This is a genomic window from Niabella sp. CPT15-335-S11 (assembly GCF_058792415.1).
In genome coordinates this window covers 211,408-237,001 of the sequence record NZ_JBYTEI010000002.1, presented here as the reverse complement: position 1 = coordinate 237,001, position 25,594 = coordinate 211,408, and the positions used below count along the sequence as shown (strand labels likewise).

At 48.6% G+C, this 25,594-nt stretch carries 30 protein-coding genes; 22 read left to right on the top strand and 8 right to left on the bottom strand.

The window, feature by feature from the left end:
• The first annotated feature begins 167 nt into the window (after positions 1 to 167).
• The 5 genes from AC3WS5_RS07495 to AC3WS5_RS07475 all read left to right on the top strand — a co-directional run bounded on the left by AC3WS5_RS07495 (position 168) and on the right by AC3WS5_RS07475 (position 2,500).
• Positions 168 to 353, top strand: a complete 186-nt coding sequence (locus tag AC3WS5_RS07495; protein ID WP_492466665.1) for a hypothetical protein — start codon at positions 168 to 170, stop codon at positions 351 to 353.
• 10 nt (positions 354 to 363) lie between these two features.
• Positions 364 to 795, top strand: coding sequence for a hypothetical protein (locus AC3WS5_RS07490; protein WP_492466663.1), 432 nt, complete (start codon positions 364 to 366; stop codon positions 793 to 795).
• Positions 796 to 805: 10 nt separating this feature from the next.
• The gene (locus tag AC3WS5_RS07485) at positions 806 to 1,258 is read left to right on the top strand and encodes a hypothetical protein (protein WP_492466662.1); all 453 of its coding nucleotides are present in this window, start codon (positions 806 to 808) and stop codon (positions 1,256 to 1,258) included.
• 25 nt (positions 1,259 to 1,283) lie between these two features.
• Positions 1,284 to 1,802, top strand: coding sequence for a hypothetical protein (locus AC3WS5_RS07480; protein WP_492466661.1), 519 nt, complete (start codon positions 1,284 to 1,286; stop codon positions 1,800 to 1,802).
• A 332-nt stretch (positions 1,803 to 2,134) separates the two neighbouring features.
• Complete coding sequence (locus AC3WS5_RS07475) at positions 2,135 to 2,500, top strand: hypothetical protein (RefSeq protein WP_492466660.1); 366 nt, start codon at positions 2,135 to 2,137, stop codon at positions 2,498 to 2,500.
• Positions 2,501 to 2,502: 2 nt separating this feature from the next.
• Here the strand turns inward: AC3WS5_RS07475 and AC3WS5_RS07470 are convergent, their stop codons facing one another.
• Genes AC3WS5_RS07470 through AC3WS5_RS07435 form a run of 8 tightly spaced genes read right to left on the bottom strand, consistent with a single transcriptional unit; the run spans position 2,503 to position 8,472 of the window.
• Positions 2,503 to 2,964, bottom strand: coding sequence for a hypothetical protein (locus tag AC3WS5_RS07470; protein WP_492466659.1), 462 nt, complete (start codon positions 2,962 to 2,964; stop codon positions 2,503 to 2,505).
• Positions 2,965 to 2,968: 4 nt separating this feature from the next.
• Entirely contained in the window at positions 2,969 to 3,511 is a 543-nt protein-coding gene (locus AC3WS5_RS07465) for a phage virion morphogenesis protein (RefSeq protein WP_492466658.1), read from the bottom strand.
• Positions 3,495 to 3,776 (bottom strand): hypothetical protein, encoded by a 282-nt coding sequence (locus AC3WS5_RS07460; RefSeq protein WP_492466657.1) that lies wholly within the window; start codon positions 3,774 to 3,776, stop codon positions 3,495 to 3,497. Before AC3WS5_RS07460 ends, AC3WS5_RS07465 begins: the two co-directional genes overlap by 17 nt.
• Complete coding sequence (locus tag AC3WS5_RS07455; protein ID WP_492466656.1) at positions 3,763 to 4,536, bottom strand: phage head morphogenesis protein; 774 nt, start codon at positions 4,534 to 4,536, stop codon at positions 3,763 to 3,765. The genes AC3WS5_RS07460 and AC3WS5_RS07455 overlap by 14 nt, the downstream gene beginning before the upstream one ends.
• Positions 4,537 to 4,577: 41 nt before the next feature.
• Entirely contained in the window at positions 4,578 to 5,942 is a 1,365-nt protein-coding gene (locus AC3WS5_RS07450; RefSeq protein ID WP_492466655.1) for a phage portal protein family protein, read from the bottom strand.
• Positions 5,943 to 5,959: 17 nt separating this feature from the next.
• Positions 5,960 to 6,418, bottom strand: coding sequence for a hypothetical protein (locus AC3WS5_RS07445; RefSeq protein WP_492466654.1), 459 nt, complete (start codon positions 6,416 to 6,418; stop codon positions 5,960 to 5,962).
• Position 6,419: 1 nt separating this feature from the next.
• Positions 6,420 to 8,015 carry a hypothetical protein gene (locus AC3WS5_RS07440; protein WP_492466653.1) on the bottom strand — a complete coding sequence of 532 codons (1,596 nt, stop codon included), beginning with the start codon at positions 8,013 to 8,015 and terminating at the stop codon, positions 6,420 to 6,422.
• 1 nt (position 8,016) lies between these two features.
• Positions 8,017 to 8,472 carry a hypothetical protein gene (locus AC3WS5_RS07435; protein WP_492466652.1) on the bottom strand — a complete coding sequence of 152 codons (456 nt, stop codon included), beginning with the start codon at positions 8,470 to 8,472 and terminating at the stop codon, positions 8,017 to 8,019.
• A gap of 168 nt (positions 8,473 to 8,640) precedes the next feature.
• Here AC3WS5_RS07435 and AC3WS5_RS07430 point away from each other — a divergent pair, with 168 nt between their 5' ends.
• The 17 genes from AC3WS5_RS07430 to AC3WS5_RS07350 all read left to right on the top strand — a co-directional run bounded on the left by AC3WS5_RS07430 (position 8,641) and on the right by AC3WS5_RS07350 (position 25,594).
• Positions 8,641 to 9,825, top strand: coding sequence for a head maturation protease, ClpP-related (locus AC3WS5_RS07430; RefSeq protein WP_492466651.1), 1,185 nt, complete (start codon positions 8,641 to 8,643; stop codon positions 9,823 to 9,825).
• Between the two features lie 60 nt (positions 9,826 to 9,885).
• Positions 9,886 to 10,965, top strand: a complete 1,080-nt coding sequence (locus tag AC3WS5_RS07425) for a hypothetical protein (protein WP_492466649.1) — start codon at positions 9,886 to 9,888, stop codon at positions 10,963 to 10,965.
• Between the two features lie 87 nt (positions 10,966 to 11,052).
• On the top strand, positions 11,053 to 11,361 hold the full coding sequence (locus AC3WS5_RS07420; protein ID WP_492466648.1) for a hypothetical protein: 309 nt from the start codon (positions 11,053 to 11,055) through the stop codon (positions 11,359 to 11,361).
• Between the two features lie 8 nt (positions 11,362 to 11,369).
• On the top strand, positions 11,370 to 11,591 hold the full coding sequence (locus AC3WS5_RS07415) for a hypothetical protein (RefSeq protein ID WP_492466647.1): 222 nt from the start codon (positions 11,370 to 11,372) through the stop codon (positions 11,589 to 11,591).
• Positions 11,557 to 11,985, top strand: coding sequence for a phage tail tube protein (locus tag AC3WS5_RS07410; RefSeq protein WP_492466646.1), 429 nt, complete (start codon positions 11,557 to 11,559; stop codon positions 11,983 to 11,985). The genes AC3WS5_RS07415 and AC3WS5_RS07410 overlap by 35 nt, the downstream gene beginning before the upstream one ends.
• Before the next feature lie 74 nt (positions 11,986 to 12,059).
• A complete protein-coding gene (locus AC3WS5_RS07405; protein ID WP_492466645.1) occupies positions 12,060 to 12,476 on the top strand; it encodes a hypothetical protein in 417 nt (138 codons plus the stop codon).
• A 20-nt stretch (positions 12,477 to 12,496) separates the two neighbouring features.
• A complete protein-coding gene (locus tag AC3WS5_RS07400) occupies positions 12,497 to 12,781 on the top strand; it encodes a hypothetical protein (RefSeq protein WP_492466644.1) in 285 nt (94 codons plus the stop codon).
• A gap of 1 nt (position 12,782) precedes the next feature.
• Positions 12,783 to 15,032 carry a hypothetical protein gene (locus AC3WS5_RS07395; RefSeq protein ID WP_492466643.1) on the top strand — a complete coding sequence of 750 codons (2,250 nt, stop codon included), beginning with the start codon at positions 12,783 to 12,785 and terminating at the stop codon, positions 15,030 to 15,032.
• 3 nt (positions 15,033 to 15,035) lie between these two features.
• Entirely contained in the window at positions 15,036 to 17,189 is a 2,154-nt protein-coding gene (locus AC3WS5_RS07390; RefSeq protein WP_492466642.1) for a hypothetical protein, read from the top strand.
• Between the two features lie 110 nt (positions 17,190 to 17,299).
• On the top strand, positions 17,300 to 17,617 hold the full coding sequence (locus AC3WS5_RS07385; protein ID WP_492466641.1) for a hypothetical protein: 318 nt from the start codon (positions 17,300 to 17,302) through the stop codon (positions 17,615 to 17,617).
• Positions 17,614 to 18,135 (top strand): hypothetical protein, encoded by a 522-nt coding sequence (locus AC3WS5_RS07380; protein WP_492466640.1) that lies wholly within the window; start codon positions 17,614 to 17,616, stop codon positions 18,133 to 18,135. Before AC3WS5_RS07385 ends, AC3WS5_RS07380 begins: the two co-directional genes overlap by 4 nt.
• Positions 18,136 to 23,418: a hypothetical protein gene (locus tag AC3WS5_RS07375; RefSeq protein ID WP_492466639.1), complete on the top strand. Its 5,283-nt coding sequence runs from the start codon at positions 18,136 to 18,138 to the stop codon at positions 23,416 to 23,418.
• A 27-nt stretch (positions 23,419 to 23,445) separates the two neighbouring features.
• Positions 23,446 to 23,733 carry a hypothetical protein gene (locus tag AC3WS5_RS07370; RefSeq protein WP_492466638.1) on the top strand — a complete coding sequence of 96 codons (288 nt, stop codon included), beginning with the start codon at positions 23,446 to 23,448 and terminating at the stop codon, positions 23,731 to 23,733.
• A gap of 5 nt (positions 23,734 to 23,738) precedes the next feature.
• Positions 23,739 to 24,122 carry a hypothetical protein gene (locus AC3WS5_RS07365; protein WP_492466637.1) on the top strand — a complete coding sequence of 128 codons (384 nt, stop codon included), beginning with the start codon at positions 23,739 to 23,741 and terminating at the stop codon, positions 24,120 to 24,122.
• Positions 24,119 to 24,496: a hypothetical protein gene (locus AC3WS5_RS07360; RefSeq protein WP_492466636.1), complete on the top strand. Its 378-nt coding sequence runs from the start codon at positions 24,119 to 24,121 to the stop codon at positions 24,494 to 24,496. The genes AC3WS5_RS07365 and AC3WS5_RS07360 overlap by 4 nt, the downstream gene beginning before the upstream one ends.
• Positions 24,493 to 24,927 (top strand): hypothetical protein, encoded by a 435-nt coding sequence (locus AC3WS5_RS07355; protein ID WP_492466635.1) that lies wholly within the window; start codon positions 24,493 to 24,495, stop codon positions 24,925 to 24,927. The genes AC3WS5_RS07360 and AC3WS5_RS07355 overlap by 4 nt, the downstream gene beginning before the upstream one ends.
• On the top strand, positions 24,917 to 25,594 hold the full coding sequence (locus tag AC3WS5_RS07350) for a hypothetical protein (protein ID WP_492466634.1): 678 nt from the start codon (positions 24,917 to 24,919) through the stop codon (positions 25,592 to 25,594). The genes AC3WS5_RS07355 and AC3WS5_RS07350 overlap by 11 nt, the downstream gene beginning before the upstream one ends.

Sequence of the window (25,594 nt, the reverse complement as noted above, 5' to 3'; positions counted from 1 at the left end):
CTCGTACTTATTCACCATTATAATTAATAAGAGTCCGAGTCCGATCGATTACAGTTCTTCAGTTGTTGCCAGATTCAGCATTACGTATAAGAATGCAATTATAGAAACGCCGTATGGGTGCTACATGGCTGAAAAGCTTCGTATTCACGGACTTAAAATTTACGATTATGAAGGCAGAATATTTGATGAATCAGCTCTTTGAGCTAGGATATAAAATGCGGCTCGCGCAGCGCGCCTACTTTAAAACCAGAAGCCCGCGAGATCTCGCGGAATCCAAGAAGTACGAGAAGCAATTCGACACCCTTCTGTTTAATGTAAACGCGCTCAAAGAAGCCAATAAAATCGAATCATAAACCCAACGCCATGCGGAAGTTTATCATTACCCACCCAGGCTACAACGGAGAAGCAACAGTGACATATGACTGCGAAGACCGCCTATGCGAAATGAACCTGGTGAACACAAACATGAGTGTGGAAGAGCGGTTCTACTTTAAGCAGAAAGTAGCTTGCCATGTGAACAATATCGCTTCAAAGTTCGATGGACAGACCACTATCATTGAGGCAGAGTACGAAGTTACCCTGGAGGAGTTTGTGCGAGAGTATCCAAACAAACGTAATACTCACCTGTTACCAGACATTTGGAAGAAGATGACCAAGACCGATCAGTTAAAGGCCTGGATGGGTGCAAAGGAATATCGCAGGTACTGCGAGCGCAATGGTGAGTGGTACAAACCCAAAATTGCCGCGGCCTGGCTGAAGAACAAAGAATATCTAAACGAATGGCGCAAGCTATAATCCAAACGTTATGAATAAATACTCCGCTTTCTTTTCCGAACTGAATAAGCTTCCTGGTGTTACTAAAGAAGAGGCTGTAAGAGAGTTTACAAATGGCCGCACATCGAGCCTGCGGGACCTCGCAGAGTCCGAGCTACACGAACTTGCCGGTAGATTGAGGATAATATCGGCGGTTATTTCACCCGGTGACGATGGAGAATTAATCGACGAGCATGATGCCGATGCTCGTAAACGCATGATTGGCAAGATCTTCTATTACGCGCACGAAATAGGACTCATTAGAACCGTGACAAAACTGGGGCCTCGCGGGATGGTAAAGCGAAAAGATTATAGCAAGGTCTACGCGTGGATTGAGAAATATGGCTATCTTCATAAACGAATTAATGACTATCAAACCGCCGAGCTTCCGAAACTTGTTAGCCAAATGGAAAGTAGATACAAAAGTTGGTTGAGCGGCCTTTGAAACGATTTCTTAAATAACACAAAACATGAAACAGATTCTTTTGACATGCTTGCTGCTTGCCGGGATGGCCGCAGGAGCGCAGAACAAACAAGCCCAAAATTTTATTGTTGAAAATGGCGACATCTACTGGCGGAAGACCTATCCCACCAGTATTAGCTTTAAAGAAATTGCTGCCAATGTAAAAACGGAAGCAATTTTGGATAAACCGGATGTAGAAGATCCGCTGATTACTGGGCAATTAATCCCATTTAATGGGGATTACAAAGGCGCTGGTTATTCCAGCATGAAAGCATCTTTATTTATTCTAAGCGCGTACGTTAACGGTGGTGCGACTATCCGATATGCTGATGGGCAATGTGTTGTTACTGTGAAACGTATTGTATTAACTGATATGATGGATGCAGGTATACTCGCACAAAGGGGCGTCAAAACGGAGTTACGAGAAATTATGTTAAAGAAGGACGGGTCAATGCGGAGTTCCTTAAACAATATTTCTGATATCCTGGATTACTCCTTTAACAAAATGTTCGCAAGTCTATTTTAAAAGAAAGGGGGGAACGACATGGTGATAATAACAAACGATTCGCTTATACTAACGATTCAGGACAGCGATCCTGTAGAACGACTAAAATGGATAAGAAAGGCTTGTATAGCCGCTGTGCGCTGGAGAGCACAGTGCGAGAACAATCAGGTCTATGGTATTGATGGAGAAAATCTCCACGTCATTGCGCAGCTTTGCGAAGCATTATTAGAGGATGGTTAGGTAATTTCTCAAGATCACGATTCGGGCCTGGTTTCTACCTGGCCTTTTTTTGTGAGTTTCTTTTCGCGGGAAAACGGGATAATTCGGGGAGGTATGGGTAAATTTGTTAACATATGCGCCAAAGAGGATCCTTGAAGTTATTTGAAGATTACCGGCAGCCGCCCGAAGTTGCCGCCCCGCACTGCGAAATGACCGCTCTCAAGGGCCGCAGCGCTAACCTTATTGACGAACGTAACGAGCTGCTACTACACCGTTATTACTGGCACAACCGCCGCGAGACCGAGCCTGGTGTCCGCATGAGTTACAATAGTCTTCTCCGAATCCTGCGCACTGAGTTCTTCCTCGAAACCCGAACGATCGTAAATCTGATCGATGAGAACTACGCTCAACTCCAGCTTATTCGTCGCGAATACTCCGATCACACCGACGTCCAGGTAGCCAAAGAGTTTGCAAAGAAATTCTGCTGGCTCGTTTGGTAAGGTTACACCGCGAGTGTACTATCCGCGAATGATCCCCTAAATGTCACTACCCGCTTACGCAATCCATCCGCGCTGATCTGATCTATATCCGCGACACGGGTAAGCCCACCATTAAGCAATAGCCCCGCTGCTGTAAATTCCTGCAAGGACAAATACAGCTTTTGTTCCACCTCGAAATACGCCAGCGCCGCCGTTCTCGCTGCTTCCGGCACCAGGCTACTGGTGTTACCATATACGTCAAAGCCAAGGCGCACCTGCATCGTGAAGTTGTTTATCTGCGTTTTCATCTGACGGGGCTCGTAGGCTCCAGTAAAGCGTATCAGCGCGCATGGGAAGGCTACAGCGGGGCGTGTGTCGTAGATCTCCAGTTGGCTGAAGTCTAACTCCACGTATTTTATCTCAGGTACGTTGGCCGCCAGATGGGCCTGCAGGGCGATCAGTAGGCGATTGTATAAAGATTTCATAGCGTTATTTTATTTTGCGTTTGATGTACTGTTGGCCTTCTTGTATCAGTAACTGCCGGAGTATCGGAGAAGCACCGATAAATTGCCGCCTGGGTATGTTGATATTTCGCTCCTTGAAGCTGAATCTCCCGCCTGCTCCGGGTCCGGTTGGTTTGAGTTTCCCTTTCTTGAAAGCCCCTTTCTTCTTTCCGCGGGTATATCTTCCGAGCGTGTAGTTATTACTCCGCGCAGCCTGCGTGATAGTTCCGCCCTCGTTATGTATGCGCGCGTATGCGATGCCACGAGATCCGAATGTTGCGATCAGTCGATCTCCGGTGAGGCTGCTATCCACGTCAATTACCTGGATGCTGCGACGCAAGGCACCAGATGCGATGAGTAACGATCTGCCACGCGTCTTCCTGGTCTCCCGCTTGCGCTTCGCCCATGGTTGCCTGCCATTCTCCCAGCCCTGGGAAGCGAAGTTGTCCAGCGTCCAGTTAACGGCGTAGTTTGCCAGTACCTGCGGAAGGCCTGCGGCAATGGCATTGAATTTATCTTCCAGGCTCATTCGGATTGATTTTGACCTTAAATACTTTCGGCTTGCGCCTCAGAAATAGTTTCTCCGCAGGACTTGGATATCGCACAATGGCCAGCACATCTGTGTAAGGCACATGACGATCTATTAGCCCTTCGCCGTTCCGTTTGGTAAACCGGATCCGGATGTGTGGCTTGCCATTAATAAGGCAATGACCGATTACCAGACCGGTGCGATCGTATCGCATGCGCGCGAGCTGCACGCGCCGAAATAGCCGTTTGATTTTACTTAGCTTCATAGTATGGGTGATTTGGTGGGTAAAGAAGTCCGCTTTGAGCCAGGTTTGTCTGGAACATTTGCGGGATATCTGGCAGTGACACGCTGTTCAGATCTGTTGGTGTACCATCTGTCAACTGGCGAACGGTGCTCCGACAGCCCCAGTGATTGGGTGGATAGTAAGTACCCCAGAACCAGTGATCTACCGGAAGGGTTACCGCGTCGAAGTCACGGCAGGTGAAGGTGGTCCTGTCATCCAAGACGGCATCATACTGGAGGTATGGGAACAGCTCCGCCTTCTTTACGATCTTCACCCATTTAGATGCCATTTGGGCAGAAGATACTGCGAGTTCATACTCCGCTTTCAACCAAGCGTCTTTGTGTACATTACCGATGCCGTAAGCAATACTCTTAAAGTCATTCCAGCTTCGGAGCTTGCCTTCTTTGTCGATGAGCGCCTGGAGCATTGACGTTTGCATCGCATCGTTCTTTGCTGAACTAAAGCGCACCACATCACGCCGCAGGGCCTCTACCATCGCTTCATCTTCGCAAAACAGGCTATCGCTATTAAAGTCATCACCATATCCCTGGCTTGCGGCGTCAAGTAATGTATCTGCAAAGAGATCCATGGCCGCGGTGGATGTAGAATAGTTATGGGAGTCAAATATTTCCTTTACGATATCCTTCAACCATTGTACGATCGGCAGCTCTGCAACCGGTGCCGGTTCGTTGTGATGGTCGCAGCACCCGGACGTGTACAGCTGGGTAAGTTGTTCGCTCAATTCATCGTATGGTAGGCCTGGCAGCCCGCTCAGATAGTCGTTCAGTCTTTGCGGGCGGGGTCGAAAAAATTGGCAATCCGCAGATCAATTCGATCCCAGAACGATAAGTGAGCATTTGTAGCCTTCTTGGGTGCTTTTGGATCGGGCGGCGCTGGATCGGGTGCCGGTGGAACTGCAGGTGGTGGCAGCGCCTGTGCAGCCTTTTGCGCTTGCAGAGCTTTTAATTCTTCATAATTGTCTGGCTTTGGCCTGCGGTATTTCTTGTAGAAATAATCATCCCCCAGCGGCAGTTTGGCTTCCGTAACCAGAAATTTATCGATCTCGACTTCCGCTTTAAGTGCCTCCGGATCCGATACGATTTCATAGTAGAACTCGCCGCCTTTTACCGGATATCCGTAAGATTCAAGGATAGCAAGGAACTGGTCTGAATTAAGCGTATCCAACACGTCCTTCATGTCCATCGCGATGACATCCGACTGGTCCAAGTGTTGGACCTTGGCCTTGGCCAGAGATCCGCCACTGGCCGACGTGGTTTCCAGGTTACCCAGGATCGCGAGCGTTATTTGTTTGTCCAGTGCATCACTGAAGTTGCCCTGCAGCTTGCCATCGCCGTTGACCTGCTTACCATCTTCTGTCCTGAAGTTTAGCTGCTTGGGTAGCACAATTGCCAGGTTGGATCCGGCGTCTCTGGCCAGTTCGAACGCTTTCTCGCGAGTTTGTTCATCATAGATGTCGTACTCGTAAATCTGGAACGGAGATCCGTATTTCTCAACAAAGTCGGCCCAGTCTCCCCAGTTCCCCTGCTTATACAGGATCATCGGGGTGATAGCCAGTAGAAATCCAAAATCGCTCTTGCCACCAAAGATCATGATGGTGGGGTTATCTTCATAATCCCAGCCTTCTTCACCTATCTGATACTTTGTTACCTTCTTTAAATGAGGGTTAATGTGCTTTACCGGTATTTCCTCCCATTCGAACTTAGGACCGATGACAAACTGCAGGCCACGGTTACCCCAGGCTTTCTGCATCATTCGCATACGAATGAAGTCACGGAATGACTTGCTGTCGATCAGGTCGTTCAACTCTTCGACCTCCTTGTCATTTACTTTAAACTTCAACTCCTTGGATAGCACCTTGGCAATACGCTTCAACTCCCATGCACCTATATAAGTACCGTCTATGCTGCATTTAGTATAAAGATCGTACAGCGATGCACGCATCGGATAATGTACATTTTCGGCAGATTCGACTGATCGCTTGTAATCGCCGATGGTGGACTTGCTACGGTCCACGCTGGTTTGAATGATATTGGCGATGATAAGCTCTTGTTTGGCCGGTGCCTGAGTAACCTGCACGCCGCTCTTTGCTACGATGGTATCTTGTTTGTTATCTGGAGTTGCTGCCATATGATAAAAGAAATTTGTTAGAGTTTATTGTCCCGCTTCTTGTTGGCTGACCACTGCAACGCGCCTCCTTCCACATAATCCGTTGTAGGATCATCTACCCGCAGCGGCCACCCAAATGGCGCTGACTGCCCGCGCATAATGCCCTTAAACCAGTCTATTGCGTCCTCATAACCGGTACGGAATAAGTCCAGGTTAATGTTAGGATTAGCCAGCTTGATCAGGTGCCAGGCTGCCAGGTCCTTGACTTTGTTCTTTAGGTTCTCATCCTGGATGACATCTCCCGCGCCGGTCGGCTTTGGAAGCGTTACACCGTCCCAGAACAGGTATGCGATATTGTAGCGGCCCATGTAGCTCTTTGCCTCGGCTATTGCGGCATCTATTGCGCGCGTGACCAGGGTTGCATCGCTGCGCGTAATGGCGGTAATGTTCTCGCCATAAATATGCGTTTGTAGATCTGTTGATGTTAGATATGCCATGTTATAAGCGTTTTCGGCTGATCGGCCGGGGGATTACTTTAATATTATCATTAATATTACCCGCGATGGATAATTTGTTTTGAATGAGCCAGACAGCACCTTCTACAGCATCGGGTCCGTCCATTGTTTTGGAGTTAGGTGATACTGAAAGGAACTGCGACTCCAGGCGCTTCATGTGCGGGTTTGATTTCTCAGCCTCGTTTAGGATCATCTGACCGTTTTTGTTAAGCGGTTGAAGCGTAGCTTCTATTCGGAAGAACTTATCTGGCTTCTTACGATCATCTCCTTGTATGCTCAGTACTGCCCGTTTGCGCTCTTTGGCAACGCGATGGATGGCGGGCATGAGGACCTGCTCGAAGAACGGATCCTGGAGCGTGTTATTCTCAATCATATTATATACAGCCCTCGCAGATCCTGCACTCTGACCCGCGTGCTGGTCGTTCAGGTCGTAGATGCCATTAACAAAGGCATCATTATTCATATGATCCAGCCGGGCGTTAAGTACGTAGAATTTACCGTCCAGGTAACCGACTGACATCGTAGCCTTGCAGCTGTTTGGCGCGGTGCTTTTGCCTGATGGTTTATCGCGGTTGCTCGTAGCCGGATCCGAATAGTTGACAATGAACTTGAAACGACTAATTGGCGGCACTTTGCCCCAGTTGACAAACTCAAAGACTTTGCCAAGCCGGACAGGATTACATAGGTATTCGCCCTGAAAGGCATAGTCAGACATTGTGCTGCGGATAGCTTCGATGTCCGCTAAAGAGTTCTTCTCCGGCCAGCTACTTTCCCCCTGGTCAGTGATAATTGGAACGACCTCATCATCCTCGGTAAACTCTGCAAACCTATTTACCAGGCAGTCTTCCGCGATCGGATTATTATCAAAGAAGATCATGTAGTCGCCAGCGATATCAATCGTGGGCAGTACCGCCTTCTCAATCCATTCCCATCTTGTATTAAGTCGGTCCACGTTGCGGCAGACCTCATCGTCATCGGCGTCATCAAACACAATGGCCGTTACGCGTAGTTCTTCCAGTCTCGCACCCCGTGGGTTCTGTTCAACGCCCACAGCCCGGAAACTATTTCCCCGACGGGTGACAAACTCATACTGACCCCATTTGCCTGGCTTGACCTGCTCTCCGTACAAATCGATGATTCGCTGATTTGCTTCAAGGTTAGCACGGTATGGATCCAGCAGTCGGGCAGCATTGTCTTCAGTCTTGGAGATTAGCAGCATATTCACCCGGTACTTCTCGACAAACATCTTGTAAAGGAGTTCCATCATGCGTCTGGTGGACTTAGCAAGACCCCGCGCCCAGCGCCGGGATTGCCGGTGCCGCTTCTTACCCATCAGCCGCTTTGTAGCTGCTATTTGAAATTTAGCTGGTTTGGCGGTGCAGTATTGCGGGAACATGTACTCAAACCAAAGTTCCTGATTGCCTGGCTTTTCAATCTTCTTTCGAAAAGTTTCCTTATCTGCCTGGCTCGTGAACTGCGTTGCAGCGGTGCGTGAGCGGGTATTGTGCAGGAAGTCCTCCCAGTCCAGCATGGCCTGCCGGTTGGATTTATTGCCGGTAAATAGCTTTACTGTGCTCATGCTATCCTTTCTTTATTTGTTCGTGCAGAAAGTCGTTCCACATGTTTGCGATCTCTATCACTTCCTCGGGTGTGATACGCTGCTGGATGAACCTCACAAAGCGGATCCCACTATCTACAATATCAGCGATCGCCAGTTCTGTTTCCAGGTTGCGTATCGACGCCGTGTACTTCACCTGTACATCTGCCTCTTTGGTATTAGCAAACCGTTTCCCGGCCTCACGTTCACTTATCGCGTTGTTCAATTCTTCCAGCTGCTCATACAAATTGCTTAGTACTTCTTCCTTGCTTACCAATAACCTGTTGCGCAACTTCTTCCACTGAAACTGCTCGACCCACTTACTCATTGTAGTGGCACTGATGCCGACTTTCTTGGCCACGATCTTCTGATCCAGTTTCTGCACGGTGAACAGGATCTTGGCCATATATTGCTTGTCTGCGATTGTTATGTCTGCCATTGCGTGTTTGCGTGTTATTTACACGCAAAACAACACCATAATAAGGGCCTTTTGTTGGGGCTGATCTATGGCAGGGGAATGCTTGTGCCAAGGCAAGGGAATGCGCGTAATGCGTTGTAATGCGCATTTGGCGGTGGTTTGAAGCCTCTGCAATTTTGGGTCTAAATTATGGACCTAAAGCGCAAATATTGGATACTTAATAAGGTTTCTGCAAGTGTAGTAGAAGTACTGATTTATGGAGAAATTGGCTGGGAAGTTAGTGCTTCATACTTCGTCAGGGAATTGAAGGCCCTCGAGAAGGATTATAAGCAGATCAACGTGCGTATTAACAGCGCCGGTGGATCTGTCTTTGAAGGCATTGCAATCTATAACGCCATGCGGGCCAGCAGTGCGACTGTCGAAACGTACGTAGATGGCCTGGCAGCGAGCATGGGGAGCATCATCGCTCTGGCAGGTAGTAAGGTTCATATGAGTATGAACGCCAGTATCATGACACACAAACCGTCGATTGGTGGCGGTGGCGATAGTGAAGAACTGAAGCGCAAAGCCCAACTGCTGGATGATCTGGAGGCTACGATGGCGGGTATTTATGCAGCGAAGACCGGCAAGACTGAGCAGGAATGCAAAACTGCTTATCTGAATGGTAAAGATAACTGGTTCACCGCTACCCAGGCCCTTGAACACGGACTTGTTGATACGCTCTTCGACCTGGCTAGTGTAAAGAAGCCAGCGGCGCAACTGGATGAACACCAGGCTTACGCACATTATGCCGGACAGCTAACATATCCGGCCCCGAAAGAACCTGCACAAAAGGACAATACAAATATGGAAGGAGTACAATTTACACCCGAAATGGTGGCTCAGCTTGGCCTTAAGCCTGATGCCAGTGCCGCCGATATCACCGCTGCGCTCAAAGTGCTGGCGGAGCGTGTCGCAGAAGCGAATACCCTGCAAACCGCGCTGGATACTGCAACAGCTGCCCGCGTGCAGGCCGTAGCTGATCTGACCGCTTATAAGAAGACGCAGGAATCTGAGAAGATCAACGCGCTGCTGGACCAGGCTAACAAGGAAGGCCGGATCTCCGTAAACCAGAAGGTGAAGCTCGCGGCGAAGTATGCGGACGATTACGACGGACTCAAAGAGCTGGTGGATACCATGCAGGTACAGCCGCTTGTTACCGACGGGATCGAAGGAAATCTGACCGCAGCAGAGCAAGCTGAAGTGACTGAACTGATGCGTGTGCCTGGCGGTGAACTGTTTGTTAAAAACAAGTTCGAACGCCTGAGAAAGCTCAGCCCCGACGGGTTTAAGAAAAAATGGAAGGATTATACGGGCCGCGACGCCGAGGTTTAGTTCTCGGTTCTCGTATCGCTTGGACGGATAATAGAAATTTTTAACATAAAAAGAGACAAAGTGAAATTTATCAAATTCTTTACCGCTGCGTTGCTGACCTTACTGATGGTCACCGTGGCCCTTAGCCCCGAGGCTAGTGTATTTACAAAAGCTGTGGTGGCGACTTCTGTGGTTGCGCTTGCAGGTGGCTTGATTCTCCCCGTAGCCAGGCTGAAATATGCCGACACCCTTAACGTCGTGACGGACGTCAAGATCTGGCTGGACTATATCGTTGAGAAGATTCGCAAATCAAATGAATTCCTTACTCGCAGTGTGGATCATAGTGGCAGTGTACTGGGGGGCGCGGTGGTATATATTCCGCAAGCGGGTGCTGATCCGGTGATAGAAGTGAATGCAAGTACTTATCCGGGTGTGGCCGTTCGGCGTACTGATAGCGATATCAACTATGCGCTGGATAGCTACCGCACGGTGCCGACCCATATACCCTGGGCTGAGCTTCAAACGATATCTTATAACAAGATTGATTCCGTGGTGGGTGGGCATACCAATGCACTCGTGGAAGCTATTGCCGATAACATGCTGATAAAATGGGCTCCGACGGAAGCTGGTAACCAGTTAGCAACCACGGGCGCAACGTTCCTTAGCCAACCGGCACCCGGGCAAACATTGACCAGAAAAGGACTTACTCCGGCTGACGTAGCGAAGGCCAGGGCGATATTGAACACTCAGGGAGTGCCTGTTAATGGTCGCGTTGCTGTAATAGATTCCTACATGGAGGAAAGCTTCTACGCAAGTCTGAGCGATACCCAAATGAACGCGTTCCAGCAATTTGCGGACAACGCACGCGGTATCATCGGAAAGCTGCACGGGTTTGATTTCTACGTGCGTAGTGCGGTGGCTTATGCAAGCGCATCCACGACTCCGAAGGCTTACGGATCCGCACTTGCTGCAACGGATAACCTGGCATCACTGTTCTGGCACCCTGACTTTGTAGCCCGCGCAATCGGCGAGGTGAAGCCATTCCAGGACAAAGACAATCCATTGTACTACGGAGACATTTGGTCCATGATCGTGCGAAGTGGCGGACGCAGGCTTCGCGAGGATAATAAAGGTGTTGTAGCCATTATCCAGGGCGCGTAAGCCTTATTCAAGAAACTTTTAGGCGAGGCATATAAATGGAGCCTGGCTGTGTCCGGGCTCCTATTTTAAAACTCAAATCAAATTACCATGACAGATCAAGAAGTAAAGGTTGTGTTTGATGCTTTTGAAAATGTGAATGAGTGTTTTGTGACCGCGGATGATCAGATCTTCTTTACCGAAAATCACGCTTACAATCACGCCAGAACGCTGGAGGACCGTAGCATCTCGAAGCATATGCGGCTGACAGTAGTCGAACATGAACCGGAGCCAGATATTGAGACTGATGGTGCGGACGATACAGAGACTGAACCCGAAGTTTCGACCGAAGCGGAGGCGAAGGTTAAGCCTGAGTCGCCGGTTAAAGCACCCAAGGCCCCAACGAAACCTAAACGTTAAATCAGGCTATGTTACAGAACGCACAAGACTTCTTTAAGCGGCACCCTAAAGCAAAGGCCTGCCATGTGGTCCTGGATCGTGTGTTTGAAAACCTTGGTGCCGCACGGGCTTATAGGAAGTTTGTCAATGCGCACTGCGTGACCAGCTACCTGAGAAGCGAACTAAAAAGCATTAATAAAACAAATAATTTGAAAGATGGCAGTAGCAATGGTAACAACGGCGCCGGTTAACGGCATCGATATCTTTCTTGAGATTTCTACAGATAACGGAACGACTTACAAGAAGGTTGTGTGCCTGATTAAACAGGGCATTGATAAGTCCAGGGGCAATAATGAAACTGAAACGCAATGCGGTACAATCGTGGGCAAAGGTAGCCTGAAGCAGAGTATACCGATTGAAGGTGCGGTGAACGACGTCTTGACGGCCGAGCAGGTTAACTATTTGAGCTATACGCAGCTGGACGCCATCATTACGGATGGAACAGCGGTAATGGTAAAGATAAAGCACCCGACAGATACAGGGGCAGTTGTTAATCTCTCGGGCAAGGCATATCTGACAGATCTGAAGTTAGATATCCCCATGAATAATGTCGCAACGTTCTCAGGCACGCTGAGCCTGTTCTAAGATTACAATTAGCGCGATATAACAATTGAACAGATCCCCAGTCCGTGAACGCGGGCTGGGATTAATCAAAACAAATGGACAAACTAGAACTATTACCCAAAGGTGGATTTAAGCTGAGAGCTACCGATGACCCTCCAAAGTTTACGGAATATCAGGGGCGCTTTAGCATGTACGCGATGGACGTGTTTATGAGGCAAACTGGCATTGAAAGTTATATGAATCTCATGGAACGCATCAGTGTTGGTATGTCGATCGGCGAGTACGCCGATCTGATTCATGCGGGCCTCAATGATATGGACCGCTGCAAGGAACGTTACACCAGAGCGCAAGTGATGGATATTATTGATAGCGTATTCGATGGCATCCTGGGTGAAGATTTTAAGAAACTGATCTTTCACGCGATCGGCCGTGTGGCTGCACTTCCGCAGCTCGATGCCGGAGCACAGACAGACCAGGGCGGGGAGTCGGGCGAAGAAAAAAAAAGCGATTAACAGCGCTGTTTGAGCGCTATATGCTTAAACATAATGCGCTTAAGGCTGGCTTAAACCCAGATGAGTATTGGAACTCGGCGCTGGAAGATGTGCTGGAAATGATCCAGGCGCATGAGCAAAATGAGGTGGAGAAGTGGCGGCGCAACAGGGAGATTACTTACACGCTCTACTGCGCCAACACGAGTGAGAATGAAAGAGTTAGTAAATCAGAATGGTTACAGCTTCCAGGAGAAATAATAGTAACAGCGGCTGACAGGAAGCAACAGATGATAGACAGGTGGAAAGAGAAAGGGATGCTTAGTTGATATGGACGAAAGTATTATCATACCGATCACAGTCGATAAGACCAGCGGGCTGAACGAACTAAAGCAATTTAGTTCCGAGGCCCGCAAGACTATTACGGGTATTGGTCGCCCGCTACGTTTTGGCGAGATCGGCCTGGACGTAAAGGTGAATACCGCTCCAGCAGTTTATCAGTTTAAAAATCTTGGCTGGGGTGCGAAGCAAGCTGCAGCTGACTTGGGTAGGGTTGCCCCGGCGGCTAATAGTGCGAACTACGCAATGCTTAACCTTAACCGTGTTGTACAAGACTCACCATACGGCTTTATGGGTATTAGTAACAACCTAAACCCGCTGCTTGAGAGCTTCCAACGATTGCGTACTGAAGCTGGAAGCACTGGTGGTGCTATGCGCGCAATGACACGGAGTCTTATTGGTGGTGGAGGTCTTGGTCTTGCAGTAGCTGCGGTGGGTGCGGCGCTGACCTTTGGGGCTATTGGGTTCCAGATGTGGCAGGGCCGGGCTAATAAAGCAAAGACTGAAGTAAGTGCAGCCGCCGCTTCACAAAAGCAATACGCAGAGGAAATTAGCCAGAGTGCGGCCAGGCTTGCATCGCTGGTAGGTATTACCCAAAGTAGCACTGCGTCAGTTAACGATAAGAAGAATGCGATAAAGGCAATCAACCAGGAGTACGAAGGCTACCTGGGTAACCTGGGCAAAGAGGGCGCAACACTTAAGAATGTTGCAAACGCATATGATACCGTGATTGATGCCATGGTGCGTCAGGCGGTGGTTAAGGGATTGCAGGAGCAGATTGCCAAGGAAGTCGAGAAGACAGCGCAACAAATGATAAAGCTATCTGAGGCGGAAGAGAAGCGGAAGATGGCCATTGCTGCGAAATCTGATAAGGATAAAAACGTCATCACCGATCAGCAACGGATGACGTTGGGTTTACAGCAGTATAATGCCGCTCAGCGGGATGGGACGATCGCACAGGTACATGCCAACCAGGCCCTGATGGCAAATGTGGGTAATAATGCGACCTATGAGAAGCGGCTCGAAGCGGCAAAAGATCAGCTGAAAGATACCCTTAAGCCGCTAATGAACCTTACTGACAAGTTTGATGACCTGGGTATCAAGCTGAAGGATCACAAAGACAAGGTTGATAAGGGGGATAAAGCTGCTAAAGAATTTGCGGCCGCGCAGAAAGACCTGGCTATACAAACGCAGTTCCTGAACGATCAACTTGCAAAGGGTCTTATCACAGAGCTTGAATTTGTTGAGCAGAAGTATAAACTAATTTCTAAGGCCAGCAGGGATTTCCAAACGAGTTTCGGACAGGCGCCTGATAGTTCGATAATTAAGGAGTTGGACGGACAGCTTGCGGTCCTGAGTAATAGTCTCGCTCGCACGAAGATCCAATATGCCAGCTGGGTGCAGGAGATGCAGAAAGCGGGATCGACAGCATGGAACATGAGCCTCAATCTAGAACCGGGCATTGATGCGAACAGTAAAGGTGCGAACCGGCAGGCTGCTGGTATGAAGCATAAGGCCGAACTACTGCAAGAAGGCATGGAGCTGGGAATAAAGAGTTTCGTTTGGAAGAAACAAAAGATCCCCTTCAATGCAGAATTGGATGCCAAGCAGATGGATGCCGCGATTTCACAAGCGCGCAGCCAGATAGCTGTATTCAACTCGTTGATTAACCAGGCTATTGTAGACGGCTTGAGCGCAGTTGGACAGGGCCTCGGGGATGCTATGAGTGGTGTAGATGGGCTGGGTGGAATATTCGGTAAGGTTGGCCTGGTGCTTGGTAATGCCATGATCCAGTTTGGTCAGGCGATCATTAAGGCTGGAGTTACCATGGAGGCGGCAAAGAAGGCGCTTGAATACTTCTCCTCGCATCCAGCTGTGGCGATAGCTGCTGGTATATCTCTTATTGCAATGGGAACGGCGTTTAAAAATTCACTGGAGAAACGGGCTGATCAGCGCGTTACCGGATTTGCGGACGGTGGTCTGGCCTTCTCTCCCATGCTGGCTATGGTTGGGGAAAGCAGCCGAACGAGCCGAAATAACCCGGAAGCATTTGCCCGCTTCGACCAGTTTGCAAGTCTGATAAACGGCGAATTTAGAAACATGCTCGATCGCAGACCGATGCAGATAGGATCCGGACAGACAACAGCCGTGCTGGAGGGAGATGTAGTGTTCCAGGTATCTGGCGATAATTTAATAGGTGTGCTGCGCAGGGGAGAGTCCCGCCAGCGTAGAAGTTACTAAGAAATGGCAGTCGATTATAAAATAGAATTTCGGGACGTTTATGATGACTTCTGGCGCGTGTGGATCCGCGACACGACCGGCGTGGGCAATACCGTTACCAACCTGAAAGCTGCCACTACTTCACCTTTAAGAATCAAAACAGTAAATAATGCGGAAGATGCATTAACACCCATCCGAGCCAAAGAAGTGCAGATCCACTACCTGGATGAAGGCACTACCGGCGTTGAGTTATTCTCCGGAGACGGCCCGGACAACAAATGGCGGGTTGAAGTGGAACACATTCCCGTAGGGTCACCCGATACCATTATGGAATTTATCGGCTTCCTGCAACTGGACGACCTGTCAGAACCTATGCGCGTTGGTACCAACGTGGTGGAGCTCACTGCAACCGATAAGCTAGGCAGGCTGAAAGACGTACCAATAAAGGATTTCAACGGCAATACCTTCTGGGGTATTTATTCATTGATTACGATCTTAGCCATGGCCCTGAAGCGGACCGGGCTTGCTCTCAATATTAACGTATGTAGCAGCCTGACATTCACCTCGCCAACCGGCGCGAAAGAACTCTTTGAGTTTGCATTTATAGATTCGAAATTATTTGACACTATCAGCCTGGAGAGTACAAACTGTTATGATGTGCTGAGCAAGATATTCGCTGGGCGTTTCTATATCACCCAGTCGGCAGGTGAATGGTACATCGTAGATGTGGACGATCTGGATGGCGCTGCGATCGTACTAGTAAAGTACGGCGCTGATGGCGTTAGAATCAGTACTGGTACATTGGCCAAGACGGCCAGTGTTGCTACGTTCCTGAGTGATCCCGCTGAGCGCGTTTTAAACAGACCTGTGAAATATGTATCAACGAAGTACAAGATAGATACTGGAGACCTACTTTTAAATCAGGATGCGAAGAAAGGAGACCTTGCCCTGGAATCCATCTATGTTACCGGCGCCGCTTATGGCGATCCGGACTATACGGTTAAGCACTACATTCTCGAAGGCTGGACACTCCAGCAGGTTAACCGGACCACCGGTGTGTTAGGTACACCGAACGCGTGGGCAAAGATCCGACGGAACTACGTGCTGGATTCAGAGAACAGCAGGCACATTGAGATCTATAAAGTGCCAGATAGCCCATTAGCCAACATTAAGGATACAGGGTGGAATGATTACATCCTGGAGAATAATGCCAAGGTGCCTATCCGCAAAGGGGATAAGATTGTGTTCAGCCTGGAGGCGATGTATCCGGGTTTTATCAATACCAATCCGTTTGATGTAGCATGTGCGCAGGTTCTACTGTTCACAACGGATAGTAAGGTGTACACGCTGATTGCGGATAATGCAGCGGTATTTCCAAACGGTTGGAAGGATGTAACGAGTAGTGGATATAACAAAGAATATTTCTGGCGAATCAAAGGCGTGCTCAGTCAGACCAGGCTGGATCTGCTTTATGGTTCCAGCCCAGATGCCGGTGTCTATGGTACCCACGAGTGGGCAACGATATCGAACGACAATAAGAAGATCGGATCCCAGCCAGCGCCAGCAGATGGTGTACTTAAGATCCGGCTGTGTTCATTTATCTCTGAATACGAGAATGGCGTAATAGGACCGAACAGCACATATAACCGGGCGGCTCCTGCATTTTATCGGAACATAAAACTGGATGTTAAGTCGGTCGATGGCTTTCTCACCGGCGCCGCTCAAGGGTGGTATTACCGCGCAGAGCGCAGCGGAGAGTATAACAACAAAGAAACACAGGATATCGACCTGGATAATACCAGGCCGATGGTCTTCGCCGGCTGCCTGTTACAGACAGACAGTAACGCAGCGAATCTCTATGGTTATACAACGATTTCCCAGATCAATACGAAGAATGGCGCCTTGGGTAATTACGGAGCAATTCTGGCCAGAACGATCTGGAACCAGCATAACCGCGCATTGCAGACGGTTAAGGGCACGATCAAAGCGGGTGCGGGTCCATCGAACGTTACGCAGTACACGATAGACGGCATCGCCAATAAGAAATTTATGTTGCTGGGCTACGACTGGGACGTGCGCGCCGCGCAGGTCAGTGGTGCTACGTTTAAAGAAGTTCACGACACAGTAATCGGTAAAGAAGCAAAAGAGATCACCAGGCATATAACAGAACCGCAATAATGAAGGAGTTTGTATATAGTAAAGATGCGATTATAAAGGCCAAGAAGTCTGACGGTCTTTACTATCCGTTTCTGTGCGTGGAGGAAATGTCGATCGCGAAACGCAAAGGCGTGATCGAAACAGTTAGCACGGCCACTGGCGGCTGGGATGAATGGGAATTTGACCGTAGGCGACGCTGGGACGTTAACCTGCGCGGAGTATCGTTATTGGCCGATGCAGGCGGTTGGACGCTTTCGGATGTTTGGACCTTAATGGACAGCTGGGATAAGTTAGATATAAGGATAATATTTACGGATACTATTGGTACGGTGATGGAGAAGAGCGGGCAGGTGCTTCCTAGTGAGCTTGGGATATCGGCCAGCATGGGAGATGGCGGCGAGCCAGCTAAATGGAACGTAGTACTTAAAGGAACAGGTGCACTCGTATGACAGGAAAGCAGGTATATAGCAAGGAGGCCATCATCCTGGCGAAACAAACGGACGGACTCTATTATCCGATTGCCTGCGTGGAGGATATGCAACACCAACAGCGTAAAGAAGTGGTGGAAGAAGTTGGTCTGGGTACTGGTTACTGGGCACAGATGGCATATAGCCGGTCACGCAGTTGGGACGTCAGTCTGCGGGGTGTCACATTGTTAACGGACGTGGCTGGATCCTGGGCCGCCGCGGAGTTGGAAGCTGCTCTGGAGAGTAATGCGATAATGAGTTTAAAATTCGTGCTGACCGATGAAGAAGGGCGAGTTATGCAGCTGGAGCACAGGGCAAGGCTTCGCGAGATTGGATATTCGGCGAGCCTGGGAGATGGTGGAGAGCCTGCGAAATGGAATGCACAGCTGTCGGGCTGCGGATCACTGGAGTATGTTCCCGACGTATGGGAATGGATGTGGAGCAGCAATGTGGGTATGCTCTGGAGTAGTGGAACTATAATGGACTTAATTGGCGCTTAAGTGGGCAAGAGAATAAACGATAATACAATTACCAAGCGGGCGGCCCTTACCGGGACCGAGCAGATCCCACTGGGCGTGGTAGCGGATAACATCGACTATGTTGTTACGCCAGATGTGCTGAAGGCTTACGTGCTGAACAGTATAGTGACTGACTTAAGCGGTACAGATGTCGTTTATCGCAGCGTAACCAGTCAGGGATATGCGGCAGGTTTGACGGGTGCTGGCTGGAAGCTTCACTCCGATGGTAAGGGAGAGTTTGACAGTGGTATCGTTCGTAAAGATCTGACGATAGGTGGTTACATGAGCAGTGCTTCTTACGTGAGTGGCGCGCTTGGATCCGGGTTTAAGATATCAGCATCCGGAGATGCGGAGGTTCAGAATCTTGCAGTGCGTGGAATTATTTCCGCCAGCGAGTTCAGGGTCCGCCAGATCACGAGTCAGGGCGGCAGTGTAGCTATCACGAATAGCAATAAGATCAAATCTGTTACAGAAGGGACTGACAGATATGTGTGCACGATCGAGGATGAGGGTGGTAGCATTGCAGTACAGTTCGCGGTGGATGATCTGGTACGTTGTCAGATCTGGGATAGCACCAGGGCCAAGGCCTACCGGGGAAAGATCATCGCCATAACATCTAACACGTTTGATATTGCCAAACCACTTCTGGAAGGGCCCAGCGTTCCTGCAGCTGGAGATCATGTGTTCCAGTTTGGGAATGCGACTAATGCAGCCCGCCAGGGGCTTCTGTACTTGACATCGAACGATACAGGCGCTCCGTATTTGGATGCGTATGATGGGATAAATAATCTCAGCTTATCAGATAAGCTGAAGGTGCGGCTGGGTAATATGAATGGCATTGTTGACGCAGCTTTCGAGCCATACGGTGGAGTTTCTGGATATGGGTTATATGGGGAGAATGTATTCCTGAAAGGAAAGATTATCGTAACGGGAGGCAATGCAGCTACAACGACGGGTTTACAAACTGCCATCGATGGACTGGATCCTATAGCGCGGGACGGCCTTATTGATGTAACCAAGCAAGCTCTAGTGTTTAAAGAAGGCGGATACTTACAAAGCAACGCCGTATTTGCCAGCTGGGTAGACAGTAAAGTGGTCACTGCGGACCTTATAAGTGCGATCAATGATAAAGGGACTGGCCAGATAAACGCGAACCGGGTAAATGCGCAGCAGGTAGTCGTGGACGGTGGGGGTGCCACAACGGCACAGCTGGAGGCGGCGATTGACGGGGTGAAGATAGGCGGGAGAAATTTTATTTTAGATAGTAATAAAACGCTCACATATCCAACGACGAACTTGTTCTTTACGCTATCAAGTAAGTTGTTTGGGGGTGTAGTAAACGAGATCGTTATTTCGCAAGATATTTCATACACCGGGGCATCGGCGGGCGGATACGTGGGCTTTGTGTTACAATTTGCCTATGCTGATAATACAACGCAATTTGTCGATGGCCGCAGATTTACAACAGCCGGTGAAAGTTATAGTGGTAGACATTCTGTTGTTATTCAACTTCAGAATAAAGTATTAAGTTCTCTTACCTGGGCGCAGTTGAATATTGGCGGTACTTTCACGACATGCTCGACAGGTTATCCGGAACTTGAAATTGCAAATAAAGCATCATCAACGTGGACTGCTGCACCCGAAGATGTTATTGCTCAGATATCTAAGTTGGTATCACTCTCCGGTGCAACTCAACTAATAAAAATTGACAAAGCTGGCGCAAGGACGCCAGCCACGGCATTCACTGTAACAGCGACTGAACAAAATACAACAATAACGACTTGGGAGTACGCTGTTGATGGCGGCACTTTCTCAACTGGGTTACCGACAGGGGTAACAAGATCTGGACTTATTGTTACGATTGATCCAGCAACGGTGACCTTTAAAGCATTAACCATTCGCGTGAGCGATGGGATCGTGGCTGATATATTCACAGTTGCAGTCGCACGGGATGGAGTGGATGGTGCGGTTGCTACGCCCAAAGGTTCGGTTGCGACTTATTCAGCACTACCCACAACGGGGCTTGCATCGGGCGATGGTTATCTGACAGTAGATACGGGGAAACTATATGTTTACGATGGGACATCATTCCCGACTGAGCCAAACGGCGTGCCTTATCGTGGCGCACCTGGGGAAAATGGATACACTATTATTCTAAGTAACGAATCACACACGTTTCCCGGAAGTGAAACGGCTGCACTGGCTGGGTCTACGGCGTGTGATGTGCTTGTTTACAAGGGAAATACTGCTATCAGTAGTACGGTTTCATTCGGCACGTTACCGGCTGGGATGACAGCATCGGTCAATGGATCGACTATTACATTTAATATAACAACATCGCTTGTAGCATCAGGCACAGTTGATATTACGATCATCGCAGACGGAATGACGTTTGTTCGGAAGTTTAGTTATGCAATTAGTTTTAAAGGTGCTACGGGTAAGGCTGTAACATCAGTAGACATAGAGTTCTCAAAGACAAACTCCGCTACTGTTGCTCCTACTACCGGATGGCAAACAACGGCACCTGCATGGGAAGCTGGATTTTATATCTGGAGTAGAACGAAGACAATATTCAGTGATACCACCACATCAACGTCCCTTCCGGTAAATATTATGGGTGCGACTGGTGTGGGTGTTAGTAGTATGATCGAAGAATATTATTTGTCCACTTCGAAGACGGAACAGCTTGGCGGATCGTGGCTTACCGCACCACCGGCATGGGAGGTTAATAAATATATTTGGACACGAGTTAAGATTACTTATACAGATACGACTATTGTTTACACCACGCCGATTGTTTCATCTGAGTGGGAGGCTGTGAATAATTTACAGATCGGCGGTCGGAACTTAGTTCTTAACAGTAAACAGGAACTTGTTTATCCGGCAACAAATTTATTTCTTTCGCTCTCGTCTTACTTAGTTGGTAGGACTATTCCGTTCCTCACAATATCAACGGACATAGAGTATGTAAATGCGTCAGCGAATTCATACATTGGATTTGTATTACAGATTAGATATACAGACGCTACGAATCAGTTTGTCGATGGACGCAAGTTTCCCGGCGTGGTAGGGGAGTCTTATAAAGGTAGATATTCGGTTTCCGTTGCATTGCAGAGTAAAGAAATTGAGGCGTTGGTAGTAGACTGGGCACAGCTTAATATCGGTGGAACATTCACGTCCGCTAAGACAGGTTACCCGATGGTGGAAGGCGGTAATAAAGCATCATCGGCATGGTCAGCCGCACCCGAAGATACAGCCAAACTTATTTCCGACATCTCCTCTGACGAAAAACTGGACATTAAAGAGAAAGCACAGGTAAAACAAACTTGGACTGATATTATAGATCAGTATAATAAACTTATCGTCCAGGCGGATGCGTTTGCTGTAACACGGACAGCATATGACACGGCTTATAATGCACTTAGTACTTACATTACTCCGCTTTTAGCAAATATGGCCGTTATCAGTGATATTATAAGGTCTGAGTTTGACGGTAAGTTTAATGGATACAGTGCTGAATATGAGGCGTTAAAGATAGCGATCACAGCGAAGGCTAAAAGCCTGGCTGATACGGCGCAGACAGCGGCCAATACAGCAGACGGTAAAGCGGTGGCAGCACAAACGGCTGCCAGCAATGCGCAGGCCACAGCGAACGCCAGAGCACAGACGCTTACCGCACCCGGTCAAGCACCCTACAAAGCGGGTGATCGGCTTATACTTAACTATACAACGGCCGTTGATGGTGTGACATTCACGGCAAATAAAGTATACGAGACCAAAACGCCGCGAGCAACGTGGCTAACGTCGGATTGGGCGCTAGCAGATGTGCAGGACGCTACGGCAGCGGCTAACGCAGCGGTGAAGCATTACTACGTTACCCCGTCAAACTACCGTATCGGCGATATGTGGACGGTGTGGACGGAGGTCACTGTGGACGGCGTTACGTTCAAACTTGGCGAAGAATATCAGGCCACAACGGCCTCGGCTGGGTTTGTCGCAGCGCATTGGGTAAAGAAGAACAAATACACGGATGACACGCTCGCGATGACGCGTGACAGGACGTTCCACACAACGCAGAAACCAGCGAACGGATATATTACTGCATTTACAATATATGCGCAAGGCGCGAACTATGCCGTCGGCGACGAGATCACAATGGCCGGAGGTGGAGAAGATGCCCGAATCACAGTAACGGCAATCAACGCCGGTGCGGTCACCGCGGCAACGCTGACATTCAGGGGCAGAGCATACACCGTGACTGCTGTGGGTACATCGTATGCACAGAAATCAGTTGTGAACTCCATTGGCGGAGCTTCTTCCGGAACAGGATTTCAGATCCAGGTTACCGGAACTGGTACTGATAATATCAGACTGGATGATAAATGGTTTGATTTATCGAATTCTAAATATTGGGTATATGCGACACTAACACCGGCAAACGATTGGGTCAGCACGGGGCTCAGAGGGCTGCAATATATTTACGATGCACTGAAGCTCCGCACCGACACCGTGGGCGGTGTGACGATAGGGAACATCTTCGCTGTGCGTAACACCGTAGGTGAAATAAAGGCATACGTCAATGGGATTGATGATGTGCTGCATCCGGATTATAAGGCAAGTCAACACGGCATCGCTTTCGCAGCTGGTGTGACAAATTTTGGAGCACCGAATGAATCTCAGATGATCGCATTGAAGCATGATGGTTCTGGTTGGCTGGCGGATGGAAAGATCCAGTTCTATGCCAACGGCTCAGCGAAGATCGGGGGCTGGGATATTGGGGCTAATAATCTTACGATGGCGAGCCTTGGAGGTACATACCCGTATAAGGTAAGTAACATATATAATGATGGCCAGTTCATATTCTATGAGAATGGCAGTCAATCGCACCCGTATGGTGGATTTACACAGCGGACAACAGCATACATAAACTATACCACCGAGATCGGAAGCCCTGGATGCATTATCATGGACGATCGCAGTACTTCTGGTACCAAAGTGGTTCTCACGCTGGCTGCAGAAAGGCACGCGTTTACAATAAATCCGAATGGGTACTATGGCAAGATCTTTAATGATGATGATATCGCATTACGCGTCAGTCGAGGGTTTATATACCTGGATGATGTATTTAGGGCAGATTACAATACACCTAATGTCAAGGGTCGTGTGAAAGCGACTCAGATATATGATGCTGCTAATGTACTCAGATGGGTGTTATATCTTGATGAAAGTGCTATTAGTGTGCCTTACCCAGCAATAACAGTATAATATTTTAAAACAAATAAAACTACAAAGATGAAAATCGACTTTACAAAGATGACATTCCTAAACAGAGATGGGTCTACCAAATTATTGAATCAACCCGCCTGGAAAATGATATCCGAAGCGATATACGATCGCGCAGACACCAAGGCGCTAGATGTCTTAAGTGACAAGCTTTGGAACTGTAATGGCAAGGTGGAGCTCGAAGAAACGGAGGTTGATTTGTTGAGGGCTTGCATGGAAGGTATTCGATTCTTCACCTGGCTTAAGAACCCCGTCATATCCTACTTGGATACCCTCAATCCTGTAACCGTTACATAAGTAGTATGCTAAATTTCTACATTGGCAAACACGGTGGTGTGCATTACGGATGCACGGTGTATGACTTGCACATGGTGGCGGGTTCGATTCGTCTAGCGATACGTTGTTATCAGTCCGACATGTCGGGTAATCAGATGACAGGCGAAGCAATGGGCGAGTACTTTCGCATGCTCACAGCTGATAATTCCACTTTAGTTAATCCTGGGACTGGAGACTACGTAACACCGCAGCAGCCTGATATGACGATTCCGACCGGATCGATAGGTGAGTGGGATTTCTTTCTGCATATTGCCAAGAGTGTCCCGAGCATATTCTTTGATCTCATCACCGCCACACTGATAAAGAACCGTAACCGTCTGATGCCGGATGGCTTAATAGCTGAACCATGAGGAGTCTCGTGATAAATATCCTGCTCGTTGGCTTGGCTTTAGCGCTGTTTGTGCCACTTTACATTGTAAACCTAGTCATTGTCTGGGTAAGGCGTCGAGACTTAGCCGGGTTCTTTAGAAGCACCGCGCTCAGCATAGATCATTATGCCAACTACGAATTTAGGACACTCTTTAATGCGGTTCTTATAAAGACGGACGCTCCCGTCAAGTTCGGTAATTTCTACCAGTCTATAAGTTATGTTCTTGCGGTTAACAAGGGTTGGGCAATGCTTACAGAGACTGGTCGCTGGGTGGTATGGATTGTTGAGCTGGCAGACCCTGGACACTTTGATAAGACACTCGACGAATATCGCAACGATAAAACAGAAATATGAATGGATTTGTAAACTTTCTCGCCGATAACGCCTTCCTCACCATGCTGGCCACGAATATCATACAAGCGGTCGCCTGGGCATTCGCTTTCAAGAAGCGGCGCATTGAAAATGATACCGGTGAGGCGAGTGCCCTGGACAGCATACGAGAGCTAAATAACAAGATCGCTGCCGATCTGAAGGAGAAGTATGAGGAGCAGCACCTGCGTATCTCGGATCTGGAGAATAGAGAGCGTGAAGCAATAAAGGAGCGGGGAGAGCTCACTGGGCAGATTACAGTGCTGTCCCAGCAGCATAAAACGGACAAGGAGCTCATCCAGCGACTTACTGAACAAGTTACCAGCTACAAGGCAGAGATCGCAAGCTGGAGGGGTAAGTTTGAGAATCTTCAGAAACAATTTAATCAATTTAAAAAGGAAGCGCATGAAAAATAAGATACTAATTATCGTGCTTGTAGCATCATTACTAGCGTATATCTTCTATACCGTGCGCAGTTGTTCAAATAACGCGTATCAGGCGGCTAACTGGAAAGCTCGATATGATACTGCTATGTCCACAATAAGGGTGCTTAAAAGCCGCACAGGCGCCGCTGTAACGGAGCAAAGTGCGGCGGTGTTCGTGGACCCCGATGCAACAAAGAAAGCCAGTGCTGCTGGTTTTAATCTCCCTAGAAGGGAAGAAAGGAAGATTAAGCGGGTGGATACATACGTGCAGGCAGATCAGGCCTTCGTGGTGCAGGATGATAGTATAGACCTTAAGCCTATGGCTTCGATCAATGATCGATTTGACTCTATTGCTGTGCCGCAGAAGTTTCGCCGGGATAGCTCGGCATACTTTATTGCAGGGACCGTAACAAAGGGTTACGTGGTGATAGATAGCCTGGCCATATACAATACCATGCGGTTACGGGTAGCTGAGAAGAGTCGGGGCCTATTTCGGCCAAATGAGACCGTTGTACAGGTTACAAATTCAAATCCGTTAATCGTGACCACGGGTATGACCAGCATGACGCTTAAGCCTAAGACAAAGGCCTGGAACCGCTGGTTGAAGCCGTTCCTGGTTGGTGCCGCTGGAGTGTATGTCGGAACTCAAATAAGATGA

Excerpts from the sequence above, each read along its gene's own strand:
- AC3WS5_RS07410 (WP_492466646.1), top strand. The coding sequence starts at position 11,557 with ATGGCAGTAGCAATGGTAACAACGGCGCCGGTTAACGGCATCGATATC.
- AC3WS5_RS07470 (WP_492466659.1), bottom strand. The coding sequence starts at position 2,964 with ATGAAATCTTTATACAATCGCCTACTGATCGCCCTGCAGGCCCATCTG.
- AC3WS5_RS07460 (WP_492466657.1), bottom strand. The coding sequence starts at position 3,776 with ATGAAGCTAAGTAAAATCAAACGGCTATTTCGGCGCGTGCAGCTCGCG.
- AC3WS5_RS07475 (WP_492466660.1), top strand. The coding sequence starts at position 2,135 with ATGCGCCAAAGAGGATCCTTGAAGTTATTTGAAGATTACCGGCAGCCG.
- AC3WS5_RS07360 (WP_492466636.1), top strand. The coding sequence starts at position 24,119 with ATGAGGAGTCTCGTGATAAATATCCTGCTCGTTGGCTTGGCTTTAGCG.
- AC3WS5_RS07395 (WP_492466643.1), top strand. The coding sequence starts at position 12,783 with ATGGACGAAAGTATTATCATACCGATCACAGTCGATAAGACCAGCGGG.
- AC3WS5_RS07495 (WP_492466665.1), top strand. The coding sequence starts at position 168 with ATGAAGGCAGAATATTTGATGAATCAGCTCTTTGAGCTAGGATATAAA.
- AC3WS5_RS07415 (WP_492466647.1), top strand. The coding sequence starts at position 11,370 with ATGTTACAGAACGCACAAGACTTCTTTAAGCGGCACCCTAAAGCAAAG.
- AC3WS5_RS07390 (WP_492466642.1), top strand. The coding sequence starts at position 15,036 with ATGGCAGTCGATTATAAAATAGAATTTCGGGACGTTTATGATGACTTC.
- AC3WS5_RS07380 (WP_492466640.1), top strand. The coding sequence starts at position 17,614 with ATGACAGGAAAGCAGGTATATAGCAAGGAGGCCATCATCCTGGCGAAA.
- AC3WS5_RS07365 (WP_492466637.1), top strand. The coding sequence starts at position 23,739 with ATGCTAAATTTCTACATTGGCAAACACGGTGGTGTGCATTACGGATGC.
- AC3WS5_RS07435 (WP_492466652.1), bottom strand. The coding sequence starts at position 8,472 with ATGGCAGACATAACAATCGCAGACAAGCAATATATGGCCAAGATCCTG.
- AC3WS5_RS07355 (WP_492466635.1), top strand. The coding sequence starts at position 24,493 with ATGAATGGATTTGTAAACTTTCTCGCCGATAACGCCTTCCTCACCATG.
- AC3WS5_RS07490 (WP_492466663.1), top strand. The coding sequence starts at position 364 with ATGCGGAAGTTTATCATTACCCACCCAGGCTACAACGGAGAAGCAACA.
- AC3WS5_RS07430 (WP_492466651.1), top strand. The coding sequence starts at position 8,641 with ATGGACCTAAAGCGCAAATATTGGATACTTAATAAGGTTTCTGCAAGT.
- AC3WS5_RS07350 (WP_492466634.1), top strand. The coding sequence starts at position 24,917 with ATGAAAAATAAGATACTAATTATCGTGCTTGTAGCATCATTACTAGCG.
- AC3WS5_RS07400 (WP_492466644.1), top strand. The coding sequence starts at position 12,497 with ATGCTTAAACATAATGCGCTTAAGGCTGGCTTAAACCCAGATGAGTAT.
- AC3WS5_RS07445 (WP_492466654.1), bottom strand. The coding sequence starts at position 6,418 with ATGGCATATCTAACATCAACAGATCTACAAACGCATATTTATGGCGAG.
- AC3WS5_RS07465 (WP_492466658.1), bottom strand. The coding sequence starts at position 3,511 with ATGAGCCTGGAAGATAAATTCAATGCCATTGCCGCAGGCCTTCCGCAG.
- AC3WS5_RS07370 (WP_492466638.1), top strand. The coding sequence starts at position 23,446 with ATGAAAATCGACTTTACAAAGATGACATTCCTAAACAGAGATGGGTCT.
- AC3WS5_RS07440 (WP_492466653.1), bottom strand. The coding sequence starts at position 8,015 with ATGAGCACAGTAAAGCTATTTACCGGCAATAAATCCAACCGGCAGGCC.
- AC3WS5_RS07450 (WP_492466655.1), bottom strand. The coding sequence starts at position 5,942 with ATGGCAGCAACTCCAGATAACAAACAAGATACCATCGTAGCAAAGAGC.
- AC3WS5_RS07480 (WP_492466661.1), top strand. The coding sequence starts at position 1,284 with ATGAAACAGATTCTTTTGACATGCTTGCTGCTTGCCGGGATGGCCGCA.
- AC3WS5_RS07405 (WP_492466645.1), top strand. The coding sequence starts at position 12,060 with ATGGACAAACTAGAACTATTACCCAAAGGTGGATTTAAGCTGAGAGCT.
- AC3WS5_RS07485 (WP_492466662.1), top strand. The coding sequence starts at position 806 with ATGAATAAATACTCCGCTTTCTTTTCCGAACTGAATAAGCTTCCTGGT.
- AC3WS5_RS07420 (WP_492466648.1), top strand. The coding sequence starts at position 11,053 with ATGACAGATCAAGAAGTAAAGGTTGTGTTTGATGCTTTTGAAAATGTG.